At 69.5% G+C, this 19,277-nt stretch carries 15 protein-coding genes and 1 tRNA gene; 9 read left to right on the top strand and 7 right to left on the bottom strand.

Annotated elements, in window-relative coordinates; all coding sequences use genetic code 11:
- Positions 1–27: 27 nt before the first annotated feature.
- The 3 genes from ACFVJQ_RS11360 to ACFVJQ_RS11350 all read right to left on the bottom strand — a co-directional run bounded on the left by ACFVJQ_RS11360 (position 28) and on the right by ACFVJQ_RS11350 (position 3,082).
- Positions 28–1,566 (bottom strand): Stp1/IreP family PP2C-type Ser/Thr phosphatase, encoded by a 1,539-nt coding sequence (locus tag ACFVJQ_RS11360; protein ID WP_385783334.1) that lies wholly within the window; start codon positions 1,564–1,566, stop codon positions 28–30.
- Positions 1,567–1,698: 132 nt separating this feature from the next.
- The gene (locus ACFVJQ_RS11355) at positions 1,699–2,208 is read right to left on the bottom strand and encodes an FHA domain-containing protein (RefSeq protein ID WP_224738523.1); all 510 of its coding nucleotides are present in this window, start codon (positions 2,206–2,208) and stop codon (positions 1,699–1,701) included.
- Between the two features lie 10 nt (positions 2,209–2,218).
- Positions 2,219–3,082 carry an FhaA domain-containing protein gene (locus ACFVJQ_RS11350; RefSeq protein ID WP_385510417.1) on the bottom strand — a complete coding sequence of 288 codons (864 nt, stop codon included), beginning with the start codon at positions 3,080–3,082 and terminating at the stop codon, positions 2,219–2,221.
- Positions 3,083–3,547: 465 nt separating this feature from the next.
- Between ACFVJQ_RS11350 and ACFVJQ_RS11345 the strand changes: the two genes are divergently transcribed.
- The 7 genes from ACFVJQ_RS11345 (at position 3,548) to ACFVJQ_RS11315 (ending at position 13,687) form a co-directional block, all read left to right on the top strand.
- A tRNA-Leu gene (locus ACFVJQ_RS11345) sits at positions 3,548–3,634 on the top strand.
- A 605-nt stretch (positions 3,635–4,239) separates the two neighbouring features.
- The gene (locus ACFVJQ_RS11340; RefSeq protein ID WP_385510416.1) at positions 4,240–4,641 is read left to right on the top strand and encodes a GntR family transcriptional regulator; all 402 of its coding nucleotides are present in this window, start codon (positions 4,240–4,242) and stop codon (positions 4,639–4,641) included.
- Positions 4,642–4,669: 28 nt separating this feature from the next.
- Complete coding sequence (locus ACFVJQ_RS11335; protein WP_385782867.1) at positions 4,670–5,623, top strand: ABC transporter ATP-binding protein; 954 nt, start codon at positions 4,670–4,672, stop codon at positions 5,621–5,623.
- Positions 5,620–6,630 carry an ABC transporter gene (locus ACFVJQ_RS11330; protein ID WP_385782864.1) on the top strand — a complete coding sequence of 337 codons (1,011 nt, stop codon included), beginning with the start codon at positions 5,620–5,622 and terminating at the stop codon, positions 6,628–6,630. The genes ACFVJQ_RS11335 and ACFVJQ_RS11330 overlap by 4 nt, the downstream gene beginning before the upstream one ends.
- 82 nt (positions 6,631–6,712) lie before the next feature.
- The gene (locus ACFVJQ_RS11325; protein WP_385782861.1) at positions 6,713–10,090 is read left to right on the top strand and encodes a S8 family serine peptidase; all 3,378 of its coding nucleotides are present in this window, start codon (positions 6,713–6,715) and stop codon (positions 10,088–10,090) included.
- Between the two features lie 210 nt (positions 10,091–10,300).
- Complete coding sequence (locus tag ACFVJQ_RS11320) at positions 10,301–11,371, top strand: YdcF family protein (protein ID WP_385782859.1); 1,071 nt, start codon at positions 10,301–10,303, stop codon at positions 11,369–11,371.
- 165 nt (positions 11,372–11,536) lie between these two features.
- Positions 11,537–13,687 (top strand): PQQ-binding-like beta-propeller repeat protein, encoded by a 2,151-nt coding sequence (locus ACFVJQ_RS11315; RefSeq protein ID WP_385782856.1) that lies wholly within the window; start codon positions 11,537–11,539, stop codon positions 13,685–13,687.
- A 124-nt stretch (positions 13,688–13,811) separates the two neighbouring features.
- Here ACFVJQ_RS11315 and ACFVJQ_RS11310 read toward each other — a convergent pair whose 3' ends face one another.
- Together ACFVJQ_RS11310 and ACFVJQ_RS11305 are read right to left on the bottom strand one after the other, a co-directional pair.
- Positions 13,812–14,393: a sigma-70 family RNA polymerase sigma factor gene (locus tag ACFVJQ_RS11310; RefSeq protein ID WP_385782853.1), complete on the bottom strand. Its 582-nt coding sequence runs from the start codon at positions 14,391–14,393 to the stop codon at positions 13,812–13,814.
- A 157-nt stretch (positions 14,394–14,550) separates the two neighbouring features.
- The gene (locus tag ACFVJQ_RS11305; RefSeq protein ID WP_385510407.1) at positions 14,551–15,099 is read right to left on the bottom strand and encodes a DUF4232 domain-containing protein; all 549 of its coding nucleotides are present in this window, start codon (positions 15,097–15,099) and stop codon (positions 14,551–14,553) included.
- A 306-nt stretch (positions 15,100–15,405) separates the two neighbouring features.
- Between ACFVJQ_RS11305 and ACFVJQ_RS11300 the strand changes: the two genes are divergently transcribed.
- Complete coding sequence (locus tag ACFVJQ_RS11300; RefSeq protein ID WP_385510406.1) at positions 15,406–16,833, top strand: helix-turn-helix domain-containing protein; 1,428 nt, start codon at positions 15,406–15,408, stop codon at positions 16,831–16,833.
- 486 nt (positions 16,834–17,319) lie between these two features.
- On the opposite strand, the gene ACFVJQ_RS11295 is transcribed toward ACFVJQ_RS11300, so the two are convergent.
- Positions 17,320–17,760: a hypothetical protein gene (locus ACFVJQ_RS11295; protein WP_385510405.1), complete on the bottom strand. Its 441-nt coding sequence runs from the start codon at positions 17,758–17,760 to the stop codon at positions 17,320–17,322.
- A 418-nt stretch (positions 17,761–18,178) separates the two neighbouring features.
- On the opposite strand from ACFVJQ_RS11295, the gene ACFVJQ_RS11290 reads away from it, so the two are divergent.
- Positions 18,179–18,553, top strand: a complete 375-nt coding sequence (locus ACFVJQ_RS11290) for a hypothetical protein (protein ID WP_385510404.1) — start codon at positions 18,179–18,181, stop codon at positions 18,551–18,553.
- 201 nt (positions 18,554–18,754) lie between these two features.
- On the opposite strand, the gene ACFVJQ_RS11285 is transcribed toward ACFVJQ_RS11290, so the two are convergent.
- On the bottom strand, positions 18,755–19,277 hold a 523-nt coding region (locus ACFVJQ_RS11285; protein WP_385782848.1), incomplete at its 5' end, for an MBL fold metallo-hydrolase.

The raw sequence follows: 19,277 nt of genomic DNA, 5'->3' as shown, positions 1-19,277 counted from the left end.
CGTGTGACGGGGCCTCTCACGGCTTGCCTACTGCTTACCGCACAGCGAGACGACCTTCTGCTCTTCCTCCGAGAGGCTGGGGCCGGGGCTGGGAGTGGCGGTCGCGGACGGGGTCTGGGTCGGGGTCGGTGATCCGGAAACCGAAGGACTCGGCGTGGCCTTGGACGTGAGGGAGGCGCGGGTGGTTCCCGTGGTGCCGCCGGCTTCGCCCTGGCCGGTCTGTGCGTTGTTCTCGGCTTCGGCGGTGCGCCGGTCCGCTTCCTTCTTGCACGCGGAGGCCTGCACGGCCAGTTCGTCGATCTTGGCCTGGGCGTTCTTCAGGCCGCCTTCGGCCATGGTCGCCTTGACCAGCTTCTGCTGGTACGGGGGCAGGTACTTGAGTTCGATCTCGGGGTGGTCCTTCTCGACCTTCGACAGCGAGACCCAGGCGAGGTCCTGGTTGATGCCGCGGTAGAGGGCGACGTGTTCGCCGTTGGTGCCGACGTAGTACTGCGTCTGTGTCCAGCGGTAGCCGCCGTAGAGTCCGCCGCCGACCACGGCCAGGGCGAGCGCCCCGTACAGGGATCTCTTCAGCCATTTGCGGCCGGGCCGTGGTTTGACGAAGTCGTCGTCGCCGTAGGCGCCGAAGCCGCTGGTGGGGATGTAGCCGGTGGTGTCGCCGGAGCCGGGTGGGCCGAACTCGCCGCCTGCGCCGCCCTGTCCGGGGACCTGGCGGCCGAGGCCGGAGGCGCGGCCGGCCGGGGTCTGCATGATGCCGTTGTCGTGCAGGTGGTTCTGGTTCTCGGCGACGGCGCCGACCACGACCGGGGTGTCGGACAGCTGTCCGGCGAGGGTGTCGCCGGTGTCGAGGTCGAGGACGTCGGCGACGATGACGGTGATGTTGTCGGGGCCGCCGCCGCGCAGTGCCAGCTCGATCAGCTGCTGGACGGTCTCCTGGGGGCCCTGGTAGCTGGCGAGGGTGTCTTCCATCGTCTGGTGGGAGACGACTCCGGACAGTCCGTCGGAGCAGATCAGGTAGCGGTCGCCGGCCCGGACCTCACGGATGGACAGGTCGGGTTCGACGTGGTCGCCGCTGCCGAGCGCGCGCATCAGGAGCGAGCGCTGCGGGTGCGTGGTCGCTTCCTCCTCGGTGATGCGGCCTTCGTCGACGAGCCGCTGCACCCAGGTGTGGTCCTGGGTGATCTGGGTGAGGACACCGTCGCGGAGCAGGTACGCGCGTGAGTCGCCGACGTGGACGAGGCCGAGGCGCTGGCCGGTCCACAGCAGGGCGGTGAGCGTGGTGCCCATGCCTTCCAGCGACGGGTCTTCCTCGACCATCTGCCGCAGCTGGTCGTTGGCCCGCTGGACGGCGGCGCCGAGTGAGGTGAGTACGTCGGAGCCGGGGACGTCGTCGTCGAGCTGAACGATGGTGGAGATCGCCTCGGAGGAGGCAACCTCGCCGGCTGCGGCGCCGCCCATGCCGTCGGCGATGGCGAGCAGGCGTGGGCCGGCGTATCCGGAGTCCTCGTTGCCTTCCCGGATCATGCCTTTGTGCGAACCGGCGGCGAAGCGCAGTGACAGACTCATGCGCACCTCGCCCGTCGGCTCCGGGTACAGCCGATCGTGTCGAGCCACACTGCCCACCCTCCGGTCGGGAGCGCGCCGGGGCCCCGGGTGTGGACCGCCGCTGCGTGCTCGCTCCGCTCGCTCATTGTCGTACTACTTCCGCAGCTCGATGACGGTCTTGCCGATGCGGATCGGTGCGCCCAGCGCGATCGGCGTGGGGGTCGTGAGGCGGCTCCGGTCGAGATACGTGCCGTTGGTGGACCCGAGGTCCTCCACGATCCACTGGCCGTCCCGGTCCGGGTAGATCCTGGCATGCCGGCTGGAGGCGTAGTCGTCGTCCAGCACGATCGTGCTGTCGTGTGCCCGGCCCAGGGTGATGGTCTGTCCCTGGAGCGCGACGGTCGTGCCGGTGAGTGTGCCTTCGGTCACGACCAGTTTCGTCGGGGCGTTACGACGCTGGCGGCCCTGGGCGGGCTGCTGGCGCTGTTGCGGGGGTGCCTGGCGGCCGGCCGGCTGTGGCCGGCCGGCCTCCCGGCGGGACCCGCGCTGGGTGACCCGCGTCCCGAACAGGTCGCTGCGGATGACCTGCACGGCCATGATCACGAACAGCCACAGTACGGCCAGGAAACCCAGCCGCATGACCGTGAGGGTCAGCTCTGACATTGCCCCCGGATCACCCTTCGGCTTGCCTATAGATAACGGTGGTGCTGCCCACGACGATCCGCGAGCCGTCGCGGAGCGTAGCGCGGGTGGTGTGCTGCCCGTCCACCACGATGCCGTTGGTGGACCCGAGATCCTGGATCGTCGAGGGCGTTCCGGTCCGGATCTCACAGTGCCGACGCGATACGCCGGGGTCGTCGATCCGCACGTCGGCTTCGGTGCTGCGGCCCATCACCAGGGTCGGGCGGGAGATCTGATGGCGGGTGCCGTTGATCTCGATCCAGTACCTGGTGCGCGCGCCCGGCGCGGCGCCGGGGCGCTGTGCGGCGGGCTGGGTCGGCTGCGGGTAACCGTAGCCGCCGGGGCGGGCGCCGGGCGGTGGCGCGGCGGGCATGGGGGGAGCGCCGGCGGGCTGCGCGGGGCTGCCCGGCTGCGGGTAGCCGTAGCCGCCGGGGCGCGCGCCACCGGCGGCGGGGGCGCGGTTCGGGGCCTCCTGGCTGCTGGAGGAGGCGAGCGTTCGGCTGCGCACCCGGTACAGGCCGGTGTCGAGGTCGTCCGCCTTCTCCAGGTGGACCTTGATCGGTCCCATGAAGGTGTAGCGCTGCTGCTTGGCGTAGTCGCGGACCATGCCGGCGAGTTCGTCGCCGAGTTGGCCGGAGTACGGGCTGAGGCGCTCGAAGTCGGGGGCGCTCAGCTCCACGATGAAGTCGTTGGGGACGACCGTCCGGTCGCGGTTCCAGATGGTCGCGTTGTTGTCGCACTCGCGCTGGAGCGCACCGGCGATCTCCACGGGCTGGACCTCGGACTTGAACACCTTGGCGAAGGTGCCGTTGACCAGACCTTCGAGACGCTGCTCGAACTTCTTCAGGACTCCCATGGGGCACCTCCTCCGTTGTTGCCGTCCTGTGTACTGCAGGTACTGCCGGTCGTGCTCGTATCGGCGGTACTGCCGTCCGTACTGCTTATCCGGTACTGCTTACTGATCGTATCCACGCGCCGGTGAATCGGGTGGTTCCCCCTGTCAGCCCGGTCGACGGGTGTCGACGCCTGACGAAGTTCCCTTCGGCGCTCCCCTTCGAACTCCATGGATCGTAGAGGGGGCCGCAAACAAGTGTCCCGCACCAGACTGTGGACTCCGCCCTCCTCGTGGGCAGACGGGCCGGACCGGTACGAGGTTGATACGGACGGAGGGCCGTCGATGCTGACCGGGGCCCCTGGGGACTGACGGGGGCTGCCCCTGCCCCGAACAAAGGGATGTGAACCCACCCCGTCCAGCGTGCTAATGTTCTGGGTGTCGGAGGGCGCCGAACCCAAGGGAAAGCAGCCCGAGGACACACCCAATGCGCGGGTGGCGGAATAGGCAGACGCGCTGGATTCAGGTTCCAGTGCCCGCAAGGGCGTGGGGGTTCAACTCCCCCCTCGCGCACCAGACCGATGAACGGGTCTCTGCAGTGACGAAAGTCACCGCAGGGGCCCGTTTCTCGTTTCCATGATCGCTGTGAGGCATCACACAGCCTGGTCAGGTCACACCACAGGCCCGACGCGTGAGCTATCTCACGAGTGGGGGCCTGTCTCCGTTGTGCTGCAGCGCCGGGGCCGGATTGATCTATGCCGCTGGCGCCAGATGGCCGGTCGGGGTCCAGCTCCTCGGCTCTCTTTTCGGACGGTGGTGGTGGGTGCGTCGGCGGGGACGCTCGCCGCCGAACGACAGTGTGTTCAGCCATTTCTTGATCTTCCGGCGGTTCGCGTGGGCCGGCTGGAAGGCGAGCAGGATCGTTTGCGCCGCGATGCCGCGGATACGGCGGGAGCCCGCGGAAGTAGCAGCGCCAGCACTCGGCACTGCCGGCCGCATCGACTGTCTGTACTGGGACGTCAGCGCCCCAAGTTCCGCCCCGGCATGCCGGTTGAGGCTCACCGTGGTCACAGCGCTGCGGTGGTTCCGCCCGCGCTCATCTCGCAGCGTGTCTCTTTGACGCACACAGAGATGCCGTGTCATCCTCAAATCACTAATCAACTAGCTATTTGGTGGTGGCGATGCAGTTCCGTATCGACAGAAGGAGCGGCGTCGCCGCCTACCAGCAGATCGTTCAGCAGACCAAGCAGGCGCTTCGGCTGGGCGCCCTGCTCCCCGGGGACCAGCTGCCGACTGCGAAGGAAGTGTCGAAGACCTGCTTGATCAACCCGAACACCGTGCTCAAGGCGTACCGCGAGCTGGAACGGGAGGGCTTGGTCGAAGCGCGCCCCGGATCGGGCACCTTCGTACGCCGGTCGCTGGCCCGCCCACAGACCGCCGCGGAATCGCCGCTGCGTGGCGAACTGGAGACATGGATGGACCGGGCACGCGAGGGGGGCTTGGAGCGGGAGGACGTGATCGCGCTGTTCACGTCGGCCCTGGAGGAGAAGTACCGCGCCGAGCGCGGCGGCCACGACAGCTGACGTGGGAATGAACCGTTGAGGAGCACGGATGAGTGACGGAACCGGTATCACGAGACCTTTGGGCGAGTACGCGCTGGAAGTGCGCGGCCTGGGCATGAAATACCGGAGGGGGTGGGCGCTGCGTGACTGTTCCTTCCGACTGCCGGCCGGCCGCATATGCGGGCTGGTCGGCCCCAACGGAGCAGGCAAGACAACGTTGTTGGGGGTCGCGGCCAACCTGCTGGAACCGACCACCGGCACGCTGCAGGTGTTCGGCGCGGCTCCGCAGTCGAGGGAGGCCGGACTGCGTACAGCTTTCCTCGCCCAGGAGAAGCCTCTCTTCCGCCGCTTCACGGTGGAGGAGACCTTGCGGCTGGGCCGGGAGCTGAACCCCGGCTGGGACCAGCAGGCCGCGGAGGACATCGTCCGCGCGGGGAACGTGCCCTTCGAGGCGCGGATCGGCACCCTCTCCGGCGGGCAGCGCACCCGGGTCGCGTTCGCGCTCGCCTTCGGCAAGCGCCCAGACCTGCTGCTGCTGGACGAGCCGATGTCGGACCTGGACCCGCTGGTGCGCCACGAAATGATGGGCACCCTGATGGCGGAAGCCGCCGAGCGCGGCACCACGGTCGTGATGTCCTCCCACATGCTCTCCGAGCTGGAGAACGTCTGCGACTACCTCCTCGTCGTCTCCGGCGGCAGCCTGCGTCTGGCCGGCGAGACGGACGATTTGCTGGAGGCGCACGTCCTGCTCACCGGGGTACGGGGCAGCGACAGCGGGCCGGTCGACCTGGGCCGCCATACCGTCGTCGAGTCACGCGCCGTCGGGCGCCAGGTCTCCGCCCTGGTACGGCCCAACGGGCCGATCGAGGGCGCATGGCAGGCCGGCCCCGTGAGCATGGAGGAACTCCTGCTCGCCTACCTGCGCTCTCACCAGACACCGCCGTTGATCACTTCCAGCGCCCGGCTCGACGACCGGACCGACGGAGAGGCGGTGGCGGCATGACCACGGTGACCAGCACCCCGAATCGCACCGCCCCGTCCGGTACTGCGCCTCGCTCATTGCTGAGCGGCATGCCCTGGCTGGTGTGGCGCCAGCACCGGGCCGCGTTCCTGACCATGCTCGCCATCACCGCGGCCGCGCTGGTATGGATCGGCTACCAGCGCGGCCAGATGACGGACTACCTCAGCGGTTACGGCTGGCCGCACTCGCTGTCCGACGAGTGGCGCAACGACTTCCAGCAGCAGGGCGGACAGTGGCTGGACGCCACCGGAGGGGCCCTGCGTGTCATTCCCGTGCTGCTCGGCGTGTTCATCGGCGCCCCGCTGTTCGCCCAGGACATCGAGCAGGGCACCGCGAAACTCATCGCCTCCCAGTCGGCAGGCCGCACCCGCTGGCTGGCGACCAAACTCGGCATGACGGCGCTGGTGCTGGTCATCTGCACGACTGTGCTCTCGATCGCGTTCGCCTGGTGGTGGGGACCGGTCCGCACGGAGACCGCATTCGCCATCACGTGGACCTCCGGCACCGCCTTCGACGTCACTGGGCCGGTACCAGTGGCACTCACGCTGTTCACCGTTGCCGGGGGCATGGCCATCGGCGTGCTGCTGCGCCGCACGCTCATCTCGATGGTGGTCACCTTCGGGTTCGTCATCGCCGTGCAGGGCGTCTGGGAATACGTCCGGCTGGCCCTCGGCGACGTGGTGACCGTCCGCACTCCCGGCGTCGACAAGGACGCCCTCGCGTCGGTCCCGGACGGTGCGTACGTGCTGGACCACTCGTATTACACCGGCTCGGGGCGTCTGCTGGGCTGGAGCACCTGCCAGACCGAGGAGACCGAGCAGGCGATGGACGTCTGCATGCGCAAGGCCGATGTCGTCGGCTGGTCGGTCGACTACCTGCCCATCTCGCAGATGCCCGCCATGCAGTGGCTCGGGGCCGCGATCCTGCTGGCGCTGACCGGCGCCATCACGGCGTTCGTCTTCTTCTGGGGCCGCAAGCGGCTCGTGTGACGGCCGCACCCGCTCGCCCTTTTCCACCCCCACCCCCATTTTCACCGGCACAGGCTGCTTCGCCGTGCCCGGAAAGAAAGGCATGCCCTTGAACGACCTCCCGCAGGCGCGCCTGCGCCTGCACAAAAGACGAATGGCCGCGATCGCCGCGCTGAGCGTCGCCGCCCTCTCCACTGTGGTGCTCAGCGATCCGGCCGACGGGGCCCAGGCCGCGCCCGCCGGCGGCGGGTCCGAGTTAGCTGCCGGGTCGGACGGCGCCAGGAAGACCGTCACTCTCATCACCGGCGACAAAGTGACCCTGGACGCCGCCGGAAAGGTCACTGGCGTGGTGGCCGCCAAGGGCCGGGAAGGGACGGCCTTCCGTATATCGCAGGCCGACGGCCACACCTACGTCGTACCGCGTGACGCCGAGGGACTGATCGCGGGCGGCACGGCCGACCGGCGGCTGTTCGACGTGTCGCGGCTGGTGAGCCAGGGGTACGACGACGCGTCGCGGCCCGAGCTGCCTCTGATCGTCACCTATGACAAGGGCCGCTCCGTCGCGGAGCGTTCGCTGACCGCCTCCGGTGCCCGGGTCGGCCGGGACCTGTCCAGCATCAACGGCGACGCCCTGCGGTTCCGCAAGTCCGAGGGAGCGGCGCTCTGGCAGACCCTCACGGGCAGCGGCGCGGGATCCCGCACGGCGGCTGACGCCATCTCGGCGAAGGTCGACAGGATCTGGCTCGACGGCAAGGTCAGGGCGAGCCTGGACAAGAGCACGGCGCAGGTCGGCGCCCCCGAGGCCTGGAAGTCCGGCTATGACGGCAAGGGCGTCGCCGTCGCGGTGCTGGACACCGGGGTGGACGCCACGCATCCGGACCTGAAGGACCGTATCGAGGCCGAGAAGAACTTCTCCGAGTCCCCGGACACCGTGGACCGCGCGGGCCACGGCACACATGTGGCCTCGACCGTCGCGGGCTCCGGGGCCCGGTCGGGCGGGAAGTACAAGGGCGTCGCGCCCGGCGCCCGGATCCTCAACGGAAAGGTGCTCGACGACAGCGGCGGGGGCAACGCCTCCGACGTCATCGCCGGTATGCAGTGGGCCGTCGCCGAGGGTGCGAAGGTGGTCAACCTGAGCCTGGGCGCCACGGACACCCCGGGGATCGACCCGATCGAACAGGCCGTGAACGAGCTGTCGGCCTCCTCCGGCGCTCTCTTCGTCGTCGCGGCGGGCAACGAAGGACCGAAGAACGGCACGTTGAGCTCGCCGGGCAGCGCTGCCGCGGCACTCACCGTGGGTGCCGTGGACCGGGCGGACGCCATCGCGGACTTCTCCAGCCGCGGGCCCGCCGCCGACGGTTCCCTCAAGCCGGACCTCACCGCGCCCGGCGTGGACATCGTCGCCGCGAAGGCGGCCAAGGGCGAGGGCGGCGACCCGGCCGCCGACGGCTATGTGTCGATGAGCGGTACGTCGATGGCCACCCCGCATGTGGCGGGCGCCGCCGCCGTCCTCGCGCAGCGGCACCCGGACTGGACCGGTGAGCAGATCAAGGCCGCCCTCACCGCTTCCGCCGAACCGACCGCCGGCCTCTCCGCGTTCGCGCAGGGCACGGGCCGTACGGACATCGCGCGAGCCATCGGTCAGCAGGTCACGAGCAGCCCCACGTCGCTGAGCTTCGGCACTGCTCGATGGCCGCACACCGACGACCGGCCGGTCACCAAGCAGATCACCTACCGCAACGCGGGCGACCGTCCGGTCACCCTGGACCTGGCCACGGAGGCCTTCGGCGCGGACGGAAAGCCCGCCGCCGAGGGCATGTTCGAGGTCTCACCGAAGCAGCTCACCGTCCCGGTGGGCGGCACCGCGACCGCCACCGTGACCGCCGACCCCCGCGCGGGCACAGCCGACGGCGCGTTCGGCGGTTCCGTGATGGCGACGGCCGGAGGCACCACCGTACGGACCGCCCTCGGTGTGGACCGCGAGGTCGAGTCGTACAACCTGACGGTCAAGCACCTCGACCTGCAGGGCAAGCCCACCGGCGACTCGCAGACCGGCGTCTACGGTCTGGACAACGAGGTCTGGGAGGACTACTCCGACGACAGGGACGGAGAGTTCACGGTGCGGCTGCCGAAGGGGCGCTACACCCTGGAGGGCCGCATATCCACCGGTGCCCAGCCCGACGACGGGAAGCTGGCCCTCCTGCTGAACCCGAAGTTCGCACTGACCCGGGACACCACCCTGGTCATGGACGCCCGCAAGGCCGAGCCCGTCCGGATCACCGTGCCCGACAGGGCGGCGAAGCACACCGACGCCATGCTCAACTTCGGTATCGACATCAACGGGTCGCGCTATGTGTCCACTTATGACGTGGGCAGCTTCCGCAACCTGCGCGTCGGGCAGCTCGGGGCCCAGCTGCCCGCGGTCGAGGCCCACGCGCAGTACCACGGGACGTGGACCCGTGGTTCGGTGAACTACCGCCCGGCCTGGAACCGTACCGGCGATCTGTCGGGCTTCACCGCGAACCTGCGGCGCGAGCAGTTCGCGAAGCTCAAGGTCATCATCGGCGAGCCCGCCAAGGGCAAGACCGCGGGCGTCATCGCCGCACCCCAGACGCCCGGCGGCAGCTGGTTCGACTTCTACCCGACCACCGGCGCGCTGCCGCTGACGAGCACCGACTACGTCCTGCCGGACGTGAAGTGGCGGTACGCGGTCAGCCAGAGCGGTGCCCCGGGGGCGGATGGCGAACCGGTGCTGGAGAGCATCTACTGGACCGGACGACCCAGGGCCTACACCGCGGGCAAGCAGTACACCGAGCGGTTCAACATCGGCGTCTTCGGCCCGCACCTGGTCCGCTCCGGCGAGGACGCGACGGGCGCGGTCCGTGTCGGCGACAAGTTCGCCGCCTATGTGCCGCTGTTCTCCGACGGCGGGGGCCATCTGGGCGAATCCGAGTACACCAAGGCCAAGAGCGCCCTGTACGCCGGCGGCAGGCCGGTGTTCACCACGGACACGCCCCTGAACGGCGATGTGCACACCCTTCCCACCGGGGAGCGGACCTACCGGCTCACCACCGATGTCTCCCGCGCCGCGTCGGTCTCCGCGGCCAGCACCCGGGTCACCGCCGAGTGGACCTTCCGCTCCGCGCACGTGGCCGGTGACACCGCGAAGCGGCTGCCGCTGTCGGTGGTGCGCTTCACGCCCGAGCTGGGGGCGGCCAGTACGGCCAAGGCGGGCAGGACTCTCACCGTCCCGTTCACGGTCGAGGGCGCAGCCACCGCCCGTACCGCCAGCCGGCTCGACTTCGCCGTGTCCTACGACGACGGCAGGACCTGGAAGGCGGTCAAGGCGGTCGACCACAAGCGACTCGAACTGCGCCACCCCGCCCGCCCCGGCACCGTCTCCCTGCGCGTCGCGCTCACCGACGCGGACGGCAACACGGTGAAGCAGACGATCCACCGCGCGTACCGCACCATCAAGTAACCCGCACAGAGGCGCATACCGCACCACACCACCGCCTGTCCTCGGTCGGCCCGTCCCGTCCGAGGACAGGCGGTGCCTTGCCGTTATTCACCGAGGAACGGTCGAACCCTCCGTGCACCTTTCCCGTTGTGGTGATCGACGGCCGGCGCATCGCCCCACGAGCGTCCTCTGCCGTAAATACCAGGTCGAACTCACCCAAGGATCCTGAAGGTGCTGCTCTCCATACTGACGGCCACCGCGCTGCTGCTCTTCGGCATCGGTGTGGCGACCGATCCGCGGCGGTTCATCAATGCCGTGTTCCTCGGCCTGTTCGTCGTGCTGCTGGGCCTTTCTCTGACCTCCGCGCTCCGCAAGACATCCCTGGGCTTCCTGAGCATGGACGCGGTCTTCTCCCTGATGCTCATCCCCGCAGTCCTGACGCTCGCCGTGTACCTGATCCTCAACGGGGTGCAGATGATCCGGAAGGAGGGCAGGCGTCTGGCCCATCTGCTCTCGCTGCTGGCGGGCATCAGCATCCTGTCGGCGCCGCCGGCAGCCGCGGCCGTATCGCTGTTCCCGGACAGGGTGATCGACTCGAATGCGCTCCGGATCCTCTTCTTCGCCATCCTCGCCATCCCCATGGTGGTGAGCGTCTACTCCGCCTTCCTGTTCGTCTGCTTCGTCGCCTACGGCTTCCTCTACAACCGGCTGAGGGTCCGGGCCGACCTCGACTACATCGTCGTGCTCGGGTCCGGTCTCGTCGGAGGAAACCGAGTGCCGCCGCTTCTCGCCAGCCGGCTGGAGAAGGCCCGCGACGTCTACGAGGAGCAGGTCGCGCGCGGCAACGCGCCGGTGCTGATCACGTCCGGAGGACAGGGCCCGGACGAAAGCCTCCCCGAGGCGCACGCGATGGCGCAGTACCTGATCGACCGCGGAGTGCCTGCCGGAAGCATCGAACGGGAGGCGGAATCCCGCACCACCGACGAGAACCTCCGCTTCAGCAAGGCCATCATGCAGCGGAAGGGAACGGACTACCGATGCCTGGTCGTGACCAACGACTTCCACGCGTTCCGGGCCGCCCTCATCGCCCGGGCCACGGGCATCAGGGGCCAGGTGCTCGGCTCCCCCACCGCCTCCTACTTCCGGCCGAGCGCGATCATCAGGGAGTTCGCCGCGGTAGTCCTGTCGCACAAGACCGTCAACGTCGCCGTCTGTCTGCTGCTGTCGTACGAACTCTTCCTGCCCGGCTCGCAGTTCGGGGAGATCACGGCGGTCATCCTGGCGCACCTGCCTCGGCTGTGATGAGGCGGAGTGTATGAGCGGAGCACCCTGACCGTGTTCCGGGGCTCCGCCGCAGCTCACAGGCGGCATGAGCGAGCCCGGAGTCCCCGACTAGGCTCCCGCACGTGATCAGCGAGTCCTCTGATCGCCGCGCAACCGTCAGGGAAGAACAGGAGGGCATCCGCGATGCCGCTGACAACCGGCGACCCGGAGTCCATAGGCGGCTACGTCCTGGTGAACCGGCTCGGTTCCGGTGGCATGGGAGTCGTCTTTCTGGGGCTGGCGGCCTCCGGGCGGCAGGTCGCGGTCAAGATCGTGCACACGCAACTCGCCGAGGACGAGGGGTTCCGTGCGCGCTTCCGACAGGAGGTCGCCGCGGCGCGCAGGGTCAGCGGAGCGTTCACCGCACCGGTGGTGGACGCCGACCCCGACGCCGAGCGGCCGTGGATGGCCACTCTCTACGTACCGGGGCCGACACTGGCCGAAGTCGTGGAGAAGAAAGGCCCCCTGAACGGCAAAGAGGTGCGAACGCTGGGGCTGGGGCTGGCCGAGGCGCTGCGTGACATCCATCAGGCCGGGGTGGTGCACCGCGACCTGAAGCCGGCCAATGTCCTGATGGCCGAGGACGGGCCGCGCGTCATCGACTTCGGCATCTCACGCGCCGCCGACAACCAGGCGCTGACCATGACCGGGCAGGTGATGGGCACCCCGCCCTTCATGTCGCCGGAGCAGCTGCGTTCCCCTCGGGAGGTCACCACGGCCACCGATGTCTTCTCGCTCGGGTCGCTGCTGGTGTACGCGGTCACCGGCGCGGGGCCGTTCGACGCGGACACCCCGTACATGACCGGCTACCAGGTGATGTATGAGCCTCCGAGGCTGGACCAGGTCCCCGAACCGCTCCGCGGCATCGCCGAGCGCTGCCTGGACAAGACCCCTGCGGCACGGCCGGACATCGCCGAACTGCACCGCATGCTGCAGACGCTGCCGGATTCCCTCACAACGGACGCCGGGCAAGCCGGAGCACCCGTCGTCTCCTCCGGAGAAGTCCAGGACCCCGGCGCGAACAGGAATGGCGGCGGGGCCGGCCCAACGCCCCGCACCGGCCGTCGGCGAGCGCGGCTGATCCTCACGGTCCTGGGCGCGGCCCTGGCCGTCACCGGCGTGATCGTCACAACCGGGCTGCTCGTACCGACGGGCGGCTCCCCGACCCCCTCGGGGACAGCCCGCCTGGGCCCGGTGTCGCTGCCCGACGGCTGGCGCCCGTGGCAGACGGTCCTGGGGCAGGATGACTTGCAGACGCCGAGTGGTCACCAGGAGTCCGGGTGCGTGTCGGACGACACCTCCCTGTACTGCGGCGGAGAAGGCTTCACGGTCGCCAAGGTCGATGCCGCCACCGGTCGCATCCTGTGGCGGGCGGGCAACGAGCCCCAGAACAAGCAGCCGATCGGCGTACGGGACGGGCTCGTCCACATCTACGAGGCCCCGAACGATTTGGTCAGGCGCGTGGTGGCGCTGGACGCCGACACCAAGGAACGCAAGTGGGAACAGAGCGTCAGCCTGTCCATCCCCGCGTCCTTGTACGGCGACGGGCTGCTGACGCTGTCCGCCCAGGACACCGAACTCGTCGCCTACGGGCCGGACGGTGACGTGCTGTGGGAGTCGCCGACCCCGCAAGGACTGCTGTGTCATCCGCTGGTGCTGGCGGACGATCCGTACGGGCTGTGCACGCCCTACGAGCCGGGCGACGGCCCCTATACCCTGCTGCGGCTGGATCCCGACGACGGCTCCGCACGCGCGCTGGCCTCGCTGCCCCGGAAGGCGGTCAGCCTCGGCGCGGTCGGCGGGCAGCCGCTGTTCCTCGCCCCGGAGACCGCCGAGGACGTCTACGAGGGCGGGTACGAACGGCCGTACAACGCGCTGCTGCGGGTGGATCCGGACAGCGGGAGGCTCAGCCGGACGGCGCTGTCACGTCCGCAGCGCGGCGCGGCCACTCTGCTGAACGGGGTCGTCTACTTCGTACGGACCAACGGCGCGGTGACGGCGGTGTCCGCGGGCAGCGGCGAGGAGCTGTGGCAGACGACGACGGAGACGGAAAACCTGTCCGCTCCGATGGAGTCGAAGCGGGGCGGGCGGCTGTATTTCGCGAACCGCTTCGGCCGGCTGCTGGCGCTGGACGGTGCCACCGGAGCGGAGCTGTGGCGCACCGCCGCCCTGGACGACCCGGGGGACGCGGCGCAGGACACGCCGCCCGGCGTGCTGCTCGTCAAGGACGCGATCGTGGCGGTGGCCGGCAACACGGTGTTCTCCGTGCACCCGGACCATCCCACGGAACGGTAACTCACCGTCCCTGAGGCGGATTTCGCTGCCTGGGCTCTTTGAGGGCCTGGATGGGTGTGGCGCACAAGGCCGCGGATGCCGGTCGCGGGGTGCCGCCCCGTCGGCCGGGGGCGGACGGCGGACGTCAGCCGTGGAAGCCTCGGGCGGCCAGCACTCTCTTCAGTGCCCGCAGCGCGTTGTGCGTACGGGACTTCACCGTGCCCTGCGGAATGCCGAGGAGTTCCGACACTTCTGCCACGCTGCTGCCGTTGAAGTACATGAGCCGGAGGATCTCCCGCTGCTGCTGGGTGAGTTCTCCCAGAGCGTCCGCCACCATCTGCGTCGTCAGCAGCCGGTCCACCTCGTCGGCAACGGCGACGACCGTGTCCTCCAAGGGATCCGGTGTCACCGGGCGCAGCATCCGCGCACGATGCCGGTCGATCACCAGGTTTCGTACGACCGTGAAAAGCCAGGGCCGCATCGCCTGGGGCGCGCCTCCCTGCTTCGCGGCGTGACGCCAGGCGCGGATGGCTGCCTCCTGGAGCACGTCCTGCGCCCTGTGCCAGTCACCCTCCAGCAGCCGGGCCGCGTACCAGAGCAACTGTTTCCCGTGCTGCAGGTACACGGTGCGGATGAACGTCTCGGCGTCCGCGTCGCTCCATTCCTGGCACGGCGCCTCGTTCCTGGTCGGCGCCCCGGCCGGGCGGACCTCTGCGACAAGCGTCACGGCGTCACACTTCCTCACGCGAAATTCGTCTTGGGCAACAGATGGCGGGGAGTCCGCGTGGCGTCCGTGGCACCGCCGCCGGCGGCACCGCGTCCCCGGTGAAGGCGGGACATTCGGTGCGGCCGGACGGCGGCTGTGCCGTGGGACGCCGGGGCGACTACCAGGAGAGGGCGTCCTTCGGGTTGTCCTGCCAGTAGGTGACGGTGGCGGCGCTGTTGAAGAAGACACCGCCCTTCGGCAGCTTCAGGGTCTTCTCCTTGTTGGTCGCGTCGCCCTTCTTGTCGGCGAGGAACACGCCCAGGGTCTTCGCCTTGCCGCCCCCCTCGCCGTCGGGGGAGTACGTCGTGATGCCCGCGTACGCGGACTGGCCGGGCTTGAGCATCACCACGGCGTGCGGCGTGGTCTCCTCCGCCCACGGCAGCGGGGCCTGGGCGTCGGCGCCGGCCTTCAGGTAGGGGGCGCTGTAGGCGTAGCAGGGCTTGGTGCCGGTGTTGGTGGCCTTGAGCAGCAAGTGGTTGATCGGGCGGGACACCTCGGTGACGGTCAGCTTGGTGTTCGCCGTGGTGCAGGTGGTGACCGAGGGGGCCTTCTTGGTGGCGGCGGAGGCGGTCTGCTCGGCGGCCTGGAAGCCGATGAGCGCGAGGGCGGCGGCGACGACCACGGAGGAGGCGGCCGCACGGGAGGCGAAACGGGTGGCGATACGCATGAGTGGACTGCTTTCTGTGGATATTAGGAAGGTGATCTTCCGCTTGTGAACTGTGTCGGTCGGTCTTGTCTTGGGTGTGCTGGGTGGGGGTGTGAGTGGGCGCGCCGGAAGTGCGGGCCGTGAAAGGGGATTAAGCGGGGCCGATCACCGTGTCCGGTGAGGCGGCGTGCTTGGATGGCCCAAGCCTGTGCCATGCCGCGTCCCGTCCGCCATTCCATCGGGGATTTCGGAATGATGGGATGCTCGCACCGGCTCTGACCTGGTGAAACGTGACCTTCCTGGGATGCTGAACGGAATGGAGAACTGGTGGGGGCGGCTGAGGAGACAGCTGATTTCGCGGCGTTGCTGCGCGAGTTGAAGCAGCGTTCCGGGCTGAGTTACGAGGCCCTGGCGAAGCGGGCACACATGAGCACCTCGACGCTGCACCGCTACTGCAAGGGGGAAGGCGTGCCGGCCGACAACGCTGTCGTCGCCCGCTTCGCCCGGGTGTGCAAGGCGACTCCCGAGGAACTGGTCGAACTGCACCGGCGCTGGGCCCTGGCGGACGCGGCACGGGAACGCGCCCGGCGGGCCGCGGCGGATACGGAACCGGCCTCCGCGGACCGGGCCGAAGCGCCCACGTCCGACGCCGCGTCGGAGCCCCGTTCCGTGCAGGCGCGTACCGACCAACATCAACCGGACGCCGTGCCCGCCTCACCGACCCCGCCCGCACCCGCGCCGCAGACCGCGTCCGCGACTGCGCCCTCATCCATGAGCGCGCCCGCAGACCCGCCCGGGTCCGTTGGCGACTCGTCGCCGGATTCGGACATCCTCACCCACCGCACGCCGACGCCCGTCCGGAGCGCCCGCAAGCGGTGGGCCCTGATCGCGGCGAGCACCGCCGCCGTCGTCGCCGTGTCCACCGCGATCACGGTCAACCTGAAGGGCGGGGGGACGGAGGTGGCGGGGAACGGCAGGCCGGCCGGCGCCGTGTCGTCCTCCGGACCGCAGCCCTCCGCTTCCTCCACGACGCCTCCTTCGGCGTCCGCGTCCCCCTCCGCGCGTCCGAGTCGCTCCCCGAGCCCCAAGGCGGCGGGCGCGAAGCCGTCGGCGTCGGCGCAAAGCACTGATACGGGCCCACAGGGCAGCGCGGGCGTGCCGCTGACGGTGACCACCCGCACCTACGCCTGGGACGACCCGCAGTGCGAGGGGAAGTACCTGATCAACCGGCCTCCCGGCGAAGTCTCGCCGCCGGTGATGGGGCAGGACGTGCCGGGCTGGGTGAAGGCGCACAGCGCCGTCGCCGCCGACAGGCAGCGGGTGGCGCTGACCGTCCAGGGTGCCGGGGACGAAACCGTCGTCATCGAGTCCATGCACGTCCGTGTGGTCAGCTCGAGCGCGCCCCCGGCCTGGAACGCGTACCTCGGGTCGTCGGGCTGCGGCGGAGGCGTGGAGACGAGGTCGTTCGACACGGATCTCGACGCCGGTCACCCCGCCATCGTGCCGAAGGCCGGACAGCGTGGTTTCCCGTACAAGGTCAGCCAGTCCGATCCCGAGGTGCTGTACATCACCGCACAGGCCAGTGCCCACGATGTGAGCTGGTACGTGGAACTGCAGTGGTCCAGTGGCGGCCGTCAGGGGACGATCCGGATCGACGACCACGGAAAACCGTTCCGCACCAGCGGCAGTGGGGGCCGTCCTCTGTACGAGTACCCGGTCGGCGGCACCGAGTGGGTGGGCGTGGCGGAGGACTGATTCGCTGGTCGCCGCGCGCGATCGTCATGATCGCGGCGGTGGCGCCCGCCGTGGAAACACCGGGCCGGGAACAGTCCTTTGTCTCGGCCCGGTGGCGGGGGACCGGTGTCCTTGGCCGGCGTCAGGGGCTTCGCGGTCCGGTCCGGCGAGCTCTCGATGCCAGGTTCTTGTCAGCTGGAAGGACGCCCTGCTCAGGTAACGACAAGATCCCCGTAGTCGCTCGAACTGCACCGGTATCCAGGCGATGAAATGTTGACGCGCCGTCAGTCGGTGCTCCGTCGGCGCGCATCGTCGACAACCTGCGACCACGCCGCGGCCGACCCCCGGGCAGTAGGGGCCATGCCGATCTCCTGCGCGTGGCGGACGCTCATGCTCCGCGTCCTCGCCGCCCCGACGTCGAACTCAGCTGTTCACCATCGACGTGCCGGTGGAATAACCACCGGCGCCCTGACGGTGAAACGGTGACTGCTCAGGGTTCGCGGGCGATCACCATTCGCAGATGGTGTCGCCGTGGAGAGGAAGTCCCTTGGTGGTCGGGACCGAGGCGAGGCTCGGCCACCCGCAGACCTCCACGGCGCCCAGGTCTCCCCTCACCTTGATGTAGTGCATTCCCCTCAGGTCGATCCCCTTGCGGTCCGTACCGGCGACGATGTTGATGTCGATCCACACCCGGTCGCCCGGGTTGTGGACCGTGCCCAGCCGGAAGGAGCTCGACTTCCCCATGTTGCCACTGCACGCGGCCTGTGCGTTACCGCTGGTGGTCGTCAGCAGGCAGTAGTCGGCGATGAAATACGTAGAGGCGGCCGTATTGATCATGATGTTGTAGCTGCCTGCGGCGTGTGCCGACGGTGCGGCCGCCGTGACAAGCCCGGCAGCTGTCAGGAGGGCGGCTCCCGTGGTCATCATCTTCTTGCCAATGTGCTTCATCTTTGTCTGCTCCTCCGTGGACGGACTCTTCGCGGTGTTCGGTGCCGGTGGTGTGGGAGTTGCGGCGGCAACCGAGCGGTTCGCACGCGACGGGGGCGCAAAACCCGGACGCCGCGCCGCACAGTCGGTTCCTAGGGGCAGGCGGATGTCTCGGTTCGATGGGAGAAACGTGAGGTAACCCATTCATCCGAAGTGGCCCAACGAGAACCAGATGGGGTTCGGCAGCGTCAGCTCCGCCGCTGGGCGCGCCCGAGGCTGCCCGCCCGTCTCGCCACCGGAGGCTTCGTCGACGCGCCCGTCCTCCCGTACACCTCTCACTCGGCAACGAGCGCGGCTGGTGAACCGGTCCCGCCTTGCCCTCGTTCCAAACGTCGCGGGCGCACCGCCTATCGCCCGTTGAAGGGCAGGAAAGTTGTCGATGCAGATCAATTACTCCGTTTTGATGAGTGCGGTCGTGGTCCTGACCGTGGGAATCGTCGCGGTCGCCGGACGACGCTGGAGCGGTCCGCTGTGGCTGGTTCCGGTGGGATGCCTGCTGGCTTATCCCGTGGCCCACCTGTTGGCGGACCGTGCGGAGGCCGACGCCTGGTACGGACGGGTCTTCGAGCTCGCTTGTGGCCTGATCCTCGCCACTGTGCTCAACTCCCTCCACAACCGGCTGCGGCACAAGGAGAACGACGTGGCCCCGCCGGAGGCCGCACGCCCCGTGGCTCCGCCTGCGGATCCGCCGCAGCCGCATGCTGACGATGCGAAGGCTCCTCCGGGGAGGCGGCTCGCCCGGCGGGCTGGTTAGCGCTTCGTGTTGTGGGAGGCGGCTCCTGTGGGTTCGGTGGCCACGCTGCTGCTGGGCCGCGAAGTGTCCGACGTGGTACGGCGGCTGGTCACGCCGTCGAAGTCGAGTACGTCAGATACGCCTCCAGAATCCGGCGAGGGTGAACCAAGCAACGGCCGGCTGTGCGGAGTTCCGGCCGGACATGGGCTGGGCCGCACCGGGTCAGTGCGAGTCGGCGGGGACGGGGGAGAGCCGGTAGGTGCCCTCATGGGTGACGACGCGGCCGGCGGTGGGCGGCGCGAAGTGGGTGCCCAGGACGAGGGTGTCCGTGCCGGCGAGCGAGCGGAGCAGCGTGCGGCGCGAGGCCTCGGACCGCTCGGGCTCGATGTCGACGCAGGCCCCGATGGCGGGGTGGGCGAGCTGGACGGGGTGGTGGATGCAGTCGCCGGTGATCAGAGCCGTCTGGCCGCGGCTGGTCAGCTCGAGGGCGACGTGGCCGGGGGTGTGCCCGGGGGTGGGGATCAGGCGCAGGCCGGGGACGACCTCGACGCCGTCGGCGGGGACGTCGACGAGGTCGAGCAGCCCCGCCTCCTCGATGGGGATCACGGAGTCGCGGAACATCTGCTTGCGCGGCTCCTCCATGTCGTAGCCGGCCCAGAACTCCCGCTCGACGCGGGAGGTGAGGTAGCGGGCGTTGGGGAAGGTGGGGACCCACTCGCCGTTCACCTCGTGGGTGTTCCAGCCG

The organism is Streptomyces sp. NPDC127197 (assembly GCF_042672405.1).
GTDB lineage: Bacteria > Actinomycetota > Actinomycetes > Streptomycetales > Streptomycetaceae > Streptomyces > Streptomyces flavusporus.
This window is presented reverse-complemented; position numbering and strand designations above follow the sequence as displayed.

Coding starts and splice junctions, on each gene's coding strand:
- ACFVJQ_RS11360 (WP_385783334.1), bottom strand. CDS start 1,566: ATGAGTCTGTCACTGCGCTTCGCCGCCGGTTCGCACAAAGGCATGATC.
- ACFVJQ_RS11355 (WP_224738523.1), bottom strand. CDS start 2,208: ATGTCAGAGCTGACCCTCACGGTCATGCGGCTGGGTTTCCTGGCCGTA.
- ACFVJQ_RS11350 (WP_385510417.1), bottom strand. CDS start 3,082: ATGGGAGTCCTGAAGAAGTTCGAGCAGCGTCTCGAAGGTCTGGTCAAC.
- ACFVJQ_RS11340 (WP_385510416.1), top strand. CDS start 4,240: ATGCAGTTCCGTATCGACAGAAGGAGCGGCGTCGCCGCCTACCAGCAG.
- ACFVJQ_RS11335 (WP_385782867.1), top strand. CDS start 4,670: ATGAGTGACGGAACCGGTATCACGAGACCTTTGGGCGAGTACGCGCTG.
- ACFVJQ_RS11330 (WP_385782864.1), top strand. CDS start 5,620: ATGACCACGGTGACCAGCACCCCGAATCGCACCGCCCCGTCCGGTACT.
- ACFVJQ_RS11325 (WP_385782861.1), top strand. CDS start 6,713: ATGCCCTTGAACGACCTCCCGCAGGCGCGCCTGCGCCTGCACAAAAGA.
- ACFVJQ_RS11315 (WP_385782856.1), top strand. CDS start 11,537: ATGCCGCTGACAACCGGCGACCCGGAGTCCATAGGCGGCTACGTCCTG.
- ACFVJQ_RS11305 (WP_385510407.1), bottom strand. CDS start 15,099: ATGCGTATCGCCACCCGTTTCGCCTCCCGTGCGGCCGCCTCCTCCGTG.
- ACFVJQ_RS11295 (WP_385510405.1), bottom strand. CDS start 17,760: ATGAAGCACATTGGCAAGAAGATGATGACCACGGGAGCCGCCCTCCTG.
- ACFVJQ_RS11290 (WP_385510404.1), top strand. CDS start 18,179: ATGCAGATCAATTACTCCGTTTTGATGAGTGCGGTCGTGGTCCTGACC.